Raw genomic sequence first — 12,676 nt, 5'->3', positions numbered from 1 at the left:
CTTGTTATACTATGACTACGCATCAATTTTAGCGTACTTAGCATTTTTCTCGATGAACTCACGACGTGGTGGTACTTCATCACCCATCAGCATAGAGAATACGCGGTCGGCTTCAGTAGCGTTGTCGATGGTTACTTGGCGAAGGGTGCGGTGTTCGGGATTCATAGTGGTATCCCACAACTGGTGATCGTTCATTTCACCCAAACCTTTATAACGCTGAATATTCACATTGCCCATTTCAGCTGAAAGCGCATCGCGTTGTTTGTCGTTCCAAGCGTACTCTTCGCGTTTGCTGTTTTTGCTTTTTACTAAATAGAGCGGTGGTGTGGCAATATACACGTGTCCGTTCTCCATAAGTTCGCGCATATAGCGGAAGAAGAACGTAAGGATAAGAGTAGTGATGTGCGAACCATCGACATCGGCATCACACATAATAATTACTTTGTGGTAACGGAGTTTGCTCAAATTAAGAGCTTTGGCATCTTCCTCAGTACCCACAGTTACACCCAAAGCGGTATAGATATTCTTAATTTCATCGCTATCGAAAACCTTGTGTTGCATTGCTTTTTCGACGTTGAGGATTTTACCTCTGAGGGGTAGTATCGCTTGGATATCTTTGTTACGCCCTTGTTTAGCTGTACCGCCCGCTGAATCACCCTCGACAAGGAAAAGTTCGCATTTTGCTGGATCTTCTTCAGAACAGTCGGCGAGTTTACCTGGAAGACCGCCACCACTCATCACGCTCTTGCGTTGTACCATCTCACGAGCTTTGCGTGCTGCTTGACGTGCTTGGGCAGCCAAAATCACTTTCTCGACAATGGTTTTGGCGTCGTTAGGGTTTTCTTCGAGATAATCTTCGAGCATTTGTCCTACGGCTTGAGATACGGCTGAGGTTACTTCGCGGTTACCGAGTTTGGTTTTTGTCTGTCCTTCGAATTGAGGTTCGGCTACTTTTACCGAAATGACAGCGGTAAGCCCTTCACGGAAATCATCACCTTCAATCTCCACAGGGTTCTTTTTATCTTTACTCATCTTCTCGAGCAAGCCTGATTTATCGGCATAGGCTTTGAGGGTACGAGTGAGCCCCATACGGAAACCTTGCAAGTGAGTACCTCCTTCGGAAGTATTGATATTATTGACGTAAGAGTGTAGGTTCTCATTATATGAATCGTTGTAAATCATAGCGACCTCCACAGGGATACCGTTCTTTTCACCGTCCATAGCTATCACGTTTCCGATGATAGGCATACGGTTGCCATCGAGGAATTTAACGAATTCTTTTAGTCCGTTTTGTGAATAGAATTTTTCGGTGATAAAGTTACCTTTTTCGTCTTTGTTGCGAAGGTCGGTAAGGGTGATAGTAATTCCTTTATTTAAATAAGCGAGCTCGCGAATACGGGCTGCGAGAGTATCGTATTTGTATTCAATAGTTTGTTCAAAAATTACTTCATCGGGGTGGAAAGTAACCTTAGTACCGCGTTTATCGGTGTCACCCACTTGTTTTACAGGGTACATCGCTACCCCGCGTTGGTACTCTTGTTGCCATATTTTGCCGTCGCGGTATACGGTAGCAGTAAGATGGTCGGAAAGGGCATTTACGCAGGAAACTCCTACCCCGTGCAAACCACCCGATACTTTATAAGAACCCTTGTCGAACTTACCTCCGGCACCGATTTTAGTCATTACCACTTGAAGGGCAGAAACGCCTTCTTTCTTGTGGACATCTACTGGGATACCGCGACCGTTGTCTTCCACGGTGATAGAATTATCCTCATTAATGGTTACCGAAATAGTATCGCAATAGCCTGCGAGCGCTTCGTCGATAGAGTTATCAAGCACCTCGTATACAAGGTGGTGTAACCCGCGCGTACCCACATCGCCGATGTACATTGAGGGGCGCATACGCACGTGTTCCATTCCTTCAAGGGATTGGATATTGTCTGCCGAATATTCAGCTGAATTTTGTTGTTCGTTATATAATTCTTCTGCCATAATTTTAATATCGAATCAAGGGTGCAAAGGTATGAATTAATTTATTAATGAGCAAATTTTATAATAGATAAATAAGAATGAGAGAATTAGAGAATTAGAGAATGAGAAAATTAGAGAATTAGAGAATGAGAAAATTAGAGAATGAGAAAATTAGAGAATGAGAAAATTAGAGAATTAGAGAATTAGGAAATTTGGAAATTAGCAAATGGGTAGTGATAAAGAAGGTTTTTTGACGGATCTGACTTGTCGGACAAATTGGACTAGTCTGAGTTATCGGAGGAAAACGAAAAATATAAAAAGTGAGTTAGGAGGATTTTTAGTGAAAAAAGGGTGTAAGAAGGGTGGGGTTAGCTTATAGAGAGCTTATAGGAAGCTTATACGAATCTTGGACGATTGGTATAGAAAGGGTGTGTAAAAAGTTGATTCATAATATAATACAGCGATGTGAAAAATGGTAAAAACAGGGTTTCGAGGCGAAAGAAAGAGGAAGAGGTGATAGGCCTTAGGCCTTAGGCACTAGAAGGGAGTGTGACGGAAAAGGGAAGAAATGACGAATGATGAATGACGAGAAATGTGATGCAAAAGCGACTACGATATTGTAAATCAGAGATAATCACTCTTTTTAATTCTTAGATTCGCTTTACTATCTTTGCTGTTAGAAAAAAAATATCTACCTTTGCCAAAAATATTTAGAGCTACGCAGGCGGAAATTGTAAGATTTCAAACAGAAATAAGTGCGTTAGACTTCCCTTTACTTACAACTATTAAGAAGAAAGTTGTAATAACACGAGTGTAAGAACAAATAAGAATTGACAATAAGGAAAGAATCGGTTGGATTCTTTTCAGTTTTAAACTTTAACTAAAACAATATGGAATTAAACAAACTAATTGACCACACGCTTCTAAAAGCAACGGCTACCATTGCGGATATTGAGACCCTTTGCAAAGAAGCAGTGGAGTACGATTTTTATTCGGTATGTGTGAATAGCTGTTATGTAACAACAGCTAAGAATTTTTTAGCAGGCACTGATATCAAGGTGTGTAGCGTGGTAGGCTTTCCCTTAGGAGCAATGTCGGCTAAAGCAAAATACTTTGAGACGGGTGAAGCTCTCTCCGATGGCGCCGACGAGATTGATATGGTGCTAAACGTAGGCTTGTTAAAATCTGGTGAAGTAAACAAAGCGTTAGACGAAATTATATCGCTGAAACGCTGTGTAGGTGAGAATAGAGTGCTAAAAGTAATCCTCGAAACCTGCTACCTCACTGACGAAGAAAAACGCTTGGCTTGCCGTATGGCTCTTGATGCTAAAGCGGACTTTGTAAAGACCTCTACAGGATTTGGCTCAGGAGGGGCTACCCTTGCTGATGTGAAACTAATGAAAGAATGTGTGCAAGACAAGGCAAAAATAAAAGCCTCAGGAGGTATACGCGACTACGAAACAGCTATGCAGTACGTGAACTTAGGGGTACAACGCATTGGCACATCGAACGGTATTGCTATCTTAAAAGGAGAAAAAGGAACGGGCTACTAATGAAAATTATCAGTTATAACGTAAATGGCATTAGGGCAGCGCTTACGAAAGGCTTTGCCGACTGGCTGAAAAGCGCTAACCCCGATGTGTTGTGCTTGCAAGAAATTAAAGCCACAGAAGACCAAATCCCTACGGAAGTTTTTTCGGAATTGGGCTATAAATATCAGTATTACCACAGTGCAGAGAAAAAAGGTTATAGTGGCGTAGCGATACTCTCTAAAATAGAACCTAAGCACGTGGAAGTAGGTACGGGTATCGACTATATGGACAAGGAAGGACGGGTGCTTCGCGCCGATTTTGAGACCCTATCAGTAATGAGTCTGTACTTGCCCTCAGGTACAAACCCTGACCGTCTTGACTTCAAACTGACTTTTATGGCTGACTTTCAAAAGTACATAGACAAACTGAAACAGAAGGTGCCTAACCTCGTTATTTGTGGTGACTATAACATCTGTCACGAGGCGATAGACATTCACGACCCCATACGAAATGCCAATGTATCGGGCTTTCTCCCGATAGAGCGCGAGTGGTTGGATAAGTTTATGAAGAGTGGTTTTATTGATAGTTTTCGCTATTTCCACAAAGAAGCACATCAGTACTCGTGGTGGAGCTATCGCGCGAATGCTCGCAACAACAACAAGGGTTGGCGCATCGATTATCACTTGGTATCTGCTCCCTTAGAAAAGTGTATGGAGCGCGCTCTTATTCTCCCCGAAGCTAAACACAGCGACCACTGCCCTATTTTATTAATGATTAATGATTAGTGGTTAATGGTTAAAGGCTGTCCGAAAAGTTTATGCTGTTATAGTTTTTCGAACAGCCTTTGTTTTTTTTATTTCTTCTTTAAAGTAAAACAGTGCATTTCCTCTTCAAAACTATACTTCACCTGCAATTGATAACTATCGGCGATAGACTTTACAATAGCTAAGCCTAAGCCGGTGGAAGTAGCGTCCTGTTGCCCTTTGTGAAAGCGCTGGAAAATCTTGTTGGGGTCTAAGCGCATTCCGTCTTTGGCAGTATTCTTCACTTGAAAACTGTTTTCTTCTAAACAGACTTGTATCTCCTTTCCCTTTTCGGTGTATTTAATGGCATTGCGCAATAAGTTCGACACGAGTACCGTTGCCAAATCCTTATTCATTTCCACTTGAAAATCACTATCTTCTTTCACTGTAATTTCTAATTCTTTAAAGGCTATTAAATCACTGAGATCTTCTATAATAGTTGCTGTGAGCGCTTGAAACGATATGCTCTCGACTTGCTTGTATTGGTGATTTTCTATGCGGGTGAGCATCAGTAGCGACTTGTTTAAGTGAGTCATTCGCATTAGTGACTGCTTGACTTCGCTAAGCTGAACTAATTGTTTTTCGGTCAGTGAAGGGTCATCGGTTAATAGTTCTAATTTGTTGAGGGTAATAGCTAAGGGTGTTTGCAATTCGTGTGAAGCGTTCTCAATAAACACTTTCTGTTCTTCAAATACCACTTCGTTGCGTTGCCACATTTGCTGTATATTGTCGTGCAACACGTTAAACTCAATTACATCGGTAACGATGGGCTGTAGCTTGTTTTTATTCCCTACTTGATATTGGCGAATAGCTGTGAGTATCCCCTTGAAAGGCTTCCATATTTTATTGATAACTAACAGATTGACAAGATACATTGAGAGTACCAACACCACATACAATACCCCCAGCGCAATGGCTAAATTGAACAGCAAATCGTCTTTTTCTACCGTAGAGGTGCGTATCTCAAGCGTATAGGGGTTCATATCACGGTCGTAGAAGCTGGTTTTGAGTACCCTATATGGCTCGTCTTCATCATCAAAAGGCATATAGAAAAAGGCATTGCTAAGGATATTATGGTCGGAGAAATCTTCTTGTGAGGGGTACACTCTAAAGTCCTCGATACCAAATTCATTTATCTTTAACAGTTCGGGGTGGCGAAGGATATTTTGAATAATAAGCGTCTTCTTGTCTTTCAGTCCGTCATCGATATTGTCGTACACCTCGTCTAAAATATAAGCGTAGAACACCGCCGCCCACACCGCCAAGATGAGCAAAAAGGTGAGTGTGAGGTAGCGCAAGGTGTAGTTTTTCAGTGATATTTTCATAGTTATACCAATTTATAACCAATGCCATAAACCGCTTGGAGGTCTATTTCGGCTTCTGCAGTTTTGAGTTTTTTGCGGAGATTCTTTATTTGCGAATAGATAAAATCGAGGCTATCCACTTGGTCGATATAGTCTCCCCAGACGGCTTCGGCAAGGGTAGTTTTCTCCACCAATCGTTCAGGACGAATGATAAAGTAATACAACAGGTCGTATTCCTTTCGGTTGAGAGTAAGCGTTGTATCACCTACCTTCACGGTACGGGTTTCGGGGAAGAGCTGTACGTTTTTGAGGGTAATCACTTCCTCACCTTGCTGGTTTTTGCGCCGTATAATTGATTTGACGCGAGCCAAGAGTTCGGCGAGGTGAAAAGGTTTTGCAAGATAATCGTCAGCACCCTTTTCGAGTCCGAGTACCTTGTCCTCTACTGAGTCTTTCGCCGAGATGATAAGCACTGAATGGTTCTTTTTCATCGTCCTAAGCTCGTCGAGCAATTGCATACCGCTACCGTTGGGCAACATAATGTCCAAAAGAATGCAATCGTAGTCGTAGTCGGCAAGTTTAGCTAGCCCCGAAGGGTAGTCTTTTGCTGTTTCCACCAAAAAGTGTTCTTGTTCGAGGAACTGTCGCAGGGTGAGGCGCAGTTCTTTTTCGTCTTCTATAATCAGGATTTTCATACGGGGGCAAAGATAATAAATAATTGCGAATGAAGAATGATTGGGAAATGAGGAAATTAGAGAATGAGGAAATGAGAAAATGAGGAAATTAGCAAATTAGAGAATGGGGTAAATGCTAATAATGCCAGAAATGCCAAAAATACTGATAATACCACCAAGAGGAATGGACGGATCGGACAGGTTAGAGGAGGGATTGGAGGATTCGGAAGGAAACGGAGATTTTCAGAAGAAGGCTAAGGGCGTTTTTGGTGAAAAAAGGGTGTAAGGAGGGTGGGGTTAGCTTATAGAGAGCTTATAGGAAGCTTATACGAATCTTGGACGATTGGTATAGGAAGGGTATGTAAATAGTTGATTCATAATATCATACAACAGCACTAAAAATGTTAAAATCAGGGTTTCGAGGCGAAAGAAAGAGAATCCTCACCCCGTCCCTCTCCCAAGGAGAGGGGGTGTAGTGACAAATGGCGAGTGACGGAAAGGGGGAAGGTAGCGACGGGGATTATATCGGTTGTGGTTTTACCTTTTAGGTTTTACCTGCGTAAGCTTTGCGTTAAACATTCTTAAAAGATTCTTAATTGATGCTTAAAATTTCACAGGAGTAGCGCGATGGCATAGGGAATGTGAAGGGAAATTATATAACGAAAAGTGTATAATTTTCAGCAAGTTATAACAAAAAGCAGATAGAGATATTGGGTAAAGGTAACAGAAGAGTGTAAAAAAAATGGACAATTATTTTTGTGTAGATATTTCTTTTTCGTATCTTTGCACCGTGTATAGTACCCAGTGGGTATGATTTATAATGTTTTTAGCAATGTTTTAATTCGTATTTTAAAATGAAAGTAAGCAATTTTTTTAAATACATAAGTGTTTTTCTGCTTTTATACTTCTTTGGTATTGAGGGGGTACAAGCTCAGCAAAATAAATTAATTTCTGCAAAAATGAAATTCTCTTTTGCCTGTGTAAGTGCAACTAATAATGGAAAAATTCCTAATCCTAATAATCCAAACGACCCATATGGGTTTAAAGTTAAGGTGCATTGGTCGCCTCCTTTCCCGAATGCTGATAACAAATATATATTTGAATTATCTGACGCTAATGGTAATTTTGATAATCCTGTTGTATTACCTTATGAAACTAATGGTATTCCAAAAGGAAAGACAGAAAACAATGTTCAAACTTTTGATGCATTTCTAACTTTTCCTAAGAACTTAAATGGTAAAAAATACCGAATTCGTGTACGTACTACTAATCCTGTAAGTCAATTAATAGCCACTATTGATAATAGCCCAAAACAAGAATTTGAAGCTCATTATATGAATGTAGATCAAGCGCTAAGAACTACTCCCTCAGGTAATGTAAGACTTTGCCCCGGTCAATCATTAGATATATCAGTAGCACAAATTTTTACTAGTTTTGGAAGTACAAACATTTCTGATTATACTTATGTTTGGTATAAAAAAGCTCCCGGAAGTGGAGGAATAGGCACTCCTATTCCAAATCAAACAGGACCAAAACTAACTGTAACCGAAGAAGGTGGTTACACGGTTGCTATTGACTATGGTGGAGGGTGTCTTGGTGAAAACAAATCAAAATCGAATACTATTACTGTAAGACTTACAGGCGGTGGGCAGTCATTAGTGTTAAGTAGTTCGGCTACTGAGATATGTAGTTCAGAGAGCTTTACCCTTACGGCTACCCCTGCGGGCAATGAGACTTATACGTGGTATCGCGACAATACTAAGTTGGGCGAAACTAATGGGGTGGCTACCTATGTGGTGTCGCCCCCAAATAATCTTCCGGGTAAATACCGCGTACAAATAGGAGACGGAGGCGGTTGTGGTGTGCGCTCCAATGAAATAGAAATAAAACATAAAGATGCTATTAAAGCTAATATTACTACCACGGGAGGCAATGTATTGTTACCCAACAAACAGCGTACCCTCAGCGTAAACACCACTGCCCAAAATCCTTCGTACAAATGGTTTAAGGACGGGGTAGAAATACCGGGGCAAACTGCCAATACTTATGTAGCAACTAGCGCAGGCAAATACAAAGCCCAAGTAACCCAAACGGGCAGTTGTGCTTCGACAGTAGAAACTGAGGAGTACGAACTCAAAGCCCCTGATAGCTTCAAGGTGAGCATCAAGCCCAAAACTTCTTATCAGCCTTGCGAGACGAACAGCATAGACCTCACGGTAGACAAAATCACAGCCGTATCGGGTGCTACTGAGCTTGCAATAGACCCGAGCGACTATTCGTTTTTCACTTTCCAATGGCAAAGAGAAACGGGCGGTGCCTTTACGGATATCAACACCACGCAAGAAATCACTCTTAACAGCGCTACCCAAAACGGCAAATACCGCTTGAAAATAACGGCTTCGGGGTTTCCTGCCATTCCTGAATCGAATGTATTAGATATCCAATTGCAGGACAGCAATGCGTTGCGCATTAACAACAGTGTAGACAATGTGGATTTCTGTGGAGAGGTGTATACGCTCACGGTTACCACGGGTGCCGACCCTACGGCTACTTACACTTGGTTTAAAGACCGCGTGCAAATAGCACAAGGAGTAGGAATGACCGAATATGGGGTAACTACCACAGGAGTGTATTACGCTACCATAGGCGGTACGGGCGGAGGTTGCCCTGCTACGTCCAACTCGGTAGTGGCAAAGCGTACCGTTATCACAGCACGTTGGGCGGAAGATATGAACACTCGGGAGATTTACTACCCTGCAAAAACTACGGTACTGAAAATATCGCATAATATGACCAACCCCACTGTGGAATGGAAGAAAAACGGCACTGTAATAGCAGGCGCTACGGGTGTGGAATACACGGTTACTGATACGCCTGTATCGGCTGACGTATACGAAGCAAAAATCACCGATGGCGGTAGTTGTGGTACAAGTATCAGCCTTACCCCTATTTACTTTGAAACCATTGCTGATATTAAAGGCGTGAGAGTAGGAACGGTAGCATCTACCAACTGTGAAACCCGTACGCAAACCACTCTTGAAGTACAAAAGATAACTGTACAGCTGAGCAGTAGTGGAGAACAGGTGGAAGTAAAGAAAATAGATTACCAATTCTTTAACTTCCAATGGCAAAAAGACAGCAACGATGTGCCAGGTGAAACCCGACAGCAGTTTGTCGTGTCGCGCGCAGGTAACTCAGAATCGGCTAAATATTCAGTGCGGGTTAGTTATGGCACGATTATCAAGACTTCGGACGAAAAACCGGTAGCCTTTACTCCTATCCCCGATTTTGAAATATCGTCGGCTGACGGTGCGAAAGGAACAGTATACCTTTGTCAAGGAGGTACTATTAGTCTTACCGTAGCTGCTGATAGCTTCGACCCTAACTCATCAGTAGCCGATAGTTTTTCATACGTATGGAAGAAAGTAACGAGTGCCAATTACACTAACGACACTCCCATAGGCAGTGAAAATCCTACGGCAAGCGTGAACGAAATAGGCGAATACTATTTAGAAATCAACAACGGCGGTTGCCCTAAACGCGCTCATATACAAGTGAAGAACTACCAAGTAGGCGGTTTGAAATTGAGTTTAATGCGCGACAGTCAAGGCACTGCTCCTGTGAAACAAGTATACCAAACCAGTACAGCACGAGAGCGCAAGTTCGACGTGCGTATAGGTGATAGATTAGTTGCCGAAGGGGGTAATAAATTCAGCTGGACAAAAGACGACGGCACGGTGAAATACGGTACAACTTTGGAGGTAACCTCTGAGGATATGTCGGGTTCTTATACTCTAAAAGAGGAGTCGTGCGTGGCAGCAGGCGAGAACATATTGCCTTTTGAACTGAATATCTACCAAGTGGTGGAAGTGCCTAATGTGGTAACTCCTAACGGCGATGGCATTAACGATAAGTGGGAAATACCGTCGGTATACCTCACTCCGAAAGTGAAGGTAACGATATACTCACAAGAAGGTAAGGAAGTACTCTCGACAAACAACTACCAAAATAATTGGCCTGATGAGCGTACTTTCAATGACCTTGGCAAGCGTGCGCTTATCTATATCTATACCCTCAAAGGTGAGATTACCGAAAACGGCGAAACGAGAAGCGTGGATAAAAAAGGAACCATTACAATACTTAAATAAGAATTGACGATGAAGATAGTACATAACATAACGATAACAGTGTTGGCGCTTAGTGTTCAGTTTTTATTTGCACAAAGTGATGGTAATTACCTACCCTACGAAATGCCTGGACATACGGCTGTAAAATACAACACCTACCTAATGAACCCTGCGTTTCCAATATTTAGCAAGAATGAGTCGCAAATTACCTTCTTTCATCGCAACCAGTGGATGGGCTTTAAGGAAGATAAGTTCAATACCTTTGGGCTCTCTTATGGCAAGAAGTGGGGTGGCGATGCAGGTAGAAAGAATGATTACTACGATGGCAACAATATGGCACACGGGTTGGTTTTCCAACGTACAGCAGGTATATTTGCTAATATAGGTATACTAGGGAACTACGTACACCAAGTAGAGATATCAGATGATAACTTTTTGCGCTTAGGGTTAAACGTAGTGTTTGCCCGCAGTAGTATCGACAGAAATAAAGTGCGCGTAAACGTGCAAGACCCCTTGATAGAGAATGCAAAACCTACAAGTATCATCAACTTACAACCAGGGGTAGACGTAAACTTTAACTTCTGGCATTTTGGTATTACCGCGGAGAACCTCTTAGACTATTCGTTTTCGGCAGGAGAAATGGCAGTGCCTTTTAATGAAAAGTCGCTCACCGCTCACGTGATGTATCGCAAAGAGTTAGATTCTCGCAGTGATTTCTTAGAAGATGGTTTTTTCAGTGTATATGCTAAAGCTAAGAGAACCAAAGATAATTTTCAAATGGGCGGACACGTGATGTTGGACGTTCCTCTAGGTTGGGCTTACGCCGGTTATGACCAAAAATATGGAGCTTTCGGTGGCTTAGGCTTCAACGTGACTAACCACTTGAGCGTAGGATTTGGCTACGAACAAACCATTGCTAATTATGTAGCTGAATTGGGTGGTAGTTATGATGTGGTAGTTTCTTATCAGTTTGGTGGCAAACATCACATTAAGAAACCAATTAAGACCACTCCTCCTGAACCTACTGTGGTAACACCTCCAACGCCTAAGGTAGTAACTCCTACGGTAACAGAAACGAAAACACCTACGGTAGAAACTCCTAAAACAACAACTAAAACACCTACTGTTCAAGAAGAATTAGACAAGCGCATAAGAGTGGTAGAAGACCCAAAAATAGAGGGTATATCACAAGGCTATTATGTGATTGCAGGGGTATTCCAAAATCCTAAAGGAGCTTACCAAATGAGACGGGATATAGAGAATTTAGGTATCAAAGTATTCACATTTAAGAATAAAGAAAATGGTATGCACTATATCTATATTGATAGAGCTTATGAATCACGCGGAGAAGCAGGTGAAACATTGCTCAACTTGCTGAAACGTCCTGAATTTAAAAACTCTAACATTTGGGTACTAAAAGTAGGTAACTTATAAAGCATTTTAAGTAATATAAAAAACGATGCTTTGCAATAGTAAAGCATCGTTTACTTCTAGAAAAGAAACATAAACTAAAAAAGAAAATATATGAAGAGTAACTTTTTGAAAATAGCAATATGCCTTATAGGACTATTAGCTTTACAGGCTTGTAGCACTGTAGATAGCCATAGATATCCTCACGGGAGAAAAACAGTTACAAAAAAGACTGCAAACATAAAAACAGGCATATATAAGACCAATGTAACAGCTACCTATTATCACGATAAGTTCAATGGAAGAAAAACTGCTAGTGGGGCTGTATTTAGCAATAGTAAGCTCACCACGGCACACCCTTCGTTGCCTTTTGGTACTCAACTAAAGGTTACCAATCGCATAAATGGAAAATCAGTAGTTGTTACTGTTACTGATAGAGGTCCCTTTACCAAAGGGAGAGAGCTCGACCTCTCTAAACGCGCCTTTATGGAAATCACTGATAATAAAAACAAAGGATTGATACAAGTAGATATAGAGATTGTAGAATAAGGAGTAAAACTCCTTATTTTTTTTTGCATTATTAGAAATAAGCAAATAAAAAAAGAGCAATTCTTTATCAGAATTGCTCTTTATAAGAAGGCGGCGACATACTCTCCCACAACAAGTGTAGTACCATCTGCGTTAAAAGGTTTAACTGCTCTGTTCGGAATGGTAAGAGGTGAGACCTTTGACTATAACCACCTTAAATCGTTTTAGGTAAGAGGTAAAAGGTAAAAGATAAGAGCTTTTTTAAACTCCTTTTTGTATCTTAACCTAAAATACCAATTCCTGATCATATTTTAACATATAAGGATA

Annotated in this window: 8 protein-coding genes and 1 rRNA gene; 5 read left to right on the top strand and 4 right to left on the bottom strand. The window is 41.3% G+C overall.

The features are described 5' to 3' along the window. Positions 1-15 precede the first annotated feature (15 nt). Positions 16-1,992 (bottom strand): DNA topoisomerase (ATP-hydrolyzing) subunit B, encoded by a 1,977-nt coding sequence (gene gyrB, locus ACSQ7D_RS06150; protein WP_437135655.1) that lies wholly within the window; start codon positions 1,990-1,992, stop codon positions 16-18. Positions 1,993-2,861: 869 nt separating this feature from the next. On the opposite strand from gyrB, the gene deoC reads away from it, so the two are divergent. Both deoC and ACSQ7D_RS06140 read left to right on the top strand, forming a co-directional pair. Further along, positions 2,862-3,524, top strand: a complete 663-nt coding sequence (gene deoC, locus ACSQ7D_RS06145; RefSeq protein ID WP_308766862.1) for a deoxyribose-phosphate aldolase — start codon at positions 2,862-2,864, stop codon at positions 3,522-3,524. Next, the gene (locus ACSQ7D_RS06140; RefSeq protein WP_437135654.1) at positions 3,524-4,288 is read left to right on the top strand and encodes an exodeoxyribonuclease III; all 765 of its coding nucleotides are present in this window, start codon (positions 3,524-3,526) and stop codon (positions 4,286-4,288) included. The genes deoC and ACSQ7D_RS06140 overlap by 1 nt, the downstream gene beginning before the upstream one ends. Positions 4,289-4,356: 68 nt before the next feature. Here the strand turns inward: ACSQ7D_RS06140 and ACSQ7D_RS06135 are convergent, their stop codons facing one another. Both ACSQ7D_RS06135 and ACSQ7D_RS06130 read right to left on the bottom strand, forming a co-directional pair. Continuing rightward, entirely contained in the window at positions 4,357-5,631 is a 1,275-nt protein-coding gene (locus ACSQ7D_RS06135) for a sensor histidine kinase (protein ID WP_437135653.1), read from the bottom strand. 2 nt (positions 5,632-5,633) lie between these two features. Further along, positions 5,634-6,305, bottom strand: a complete 672-nt coding sequence (locus ACSQ7D_RS06130; RefSeq protein ID WP_009421147.1) for a response regulator transcription factor — start codon at positions 6,303-6,305, stop codon at positions 5,634-5,636. Positions 6,306-7,138: 833 nt separating this feature from the next. On the opposite strand from ACSQ7D_RS06130, the gene ACSQ7D_RS06125 reads away from it, so the two are divergent. From ACSQ7D_RS06125 to ACSQ7D_RS06115, 3 genes are all read left to right on the top strand, one after another. Beyond that, positions 7,139-10,432: a gliding motility-associated C-terminal domain-containing protein gene (locus ACSQ7D_RS06125; protein WP_437135652.1), complete on the top strand. Its 3,294-nt coding sequence runs from the start codon at positions 7,139-7,141 to the stop codon at positions 10,430-10,432. A 9-nt stretch (positions 10,433-10,441) separates the two neighbouring features. Beyond that, on the top strand, positions 10,442-11,845 hold the full coding sequence (locus ACSQ7D_RS06120) for a PorP/SprF family type IX secretion system membrane protein (RefSeq protein ID WP_034554561.1): 1,404 nt from the start codon (positions 10,442-10,444) through the stop codon (positions 11,843-11,845). A 90-nt stretch (positions 11,846-11,935) separates the two neighbouring features. Further along, positions 11,936-12,370: a septal ring lytic transglycosylase RlpA family protein gene (locus ACSQ7D_RS06115; RefSeq protein ID WP_437135651.1), complete on the top strand. Its 435-nt coding sequence runs from the start codon at positions 11,936-11,938 to the stop codon at positions 12,368-12,370. Between the two features lie 85 nt (positions 12,371-12,455). On the opposite strand, the gene rrf is transcribed toward ACSQ7D_RS06115, so the two are convergent. Beyond that, positions 12,456-12,566: ribosomal RNA gene (gene rrf / locus ACSQ7D_RS06110) — 5S ribosomal RNA — on the bottom strand. Positions 12,567-12,676: the final 110 nt, after the last annotated feature.

This window comes from Capnocytophaga sp. G1920 (genome assembly GCF_051417515.1).
The sequence above is the reverse complement of the archived record's forward strand: the minus strand, read 5'-3'. Positions and strand labels throughout refer to the sequence as shown.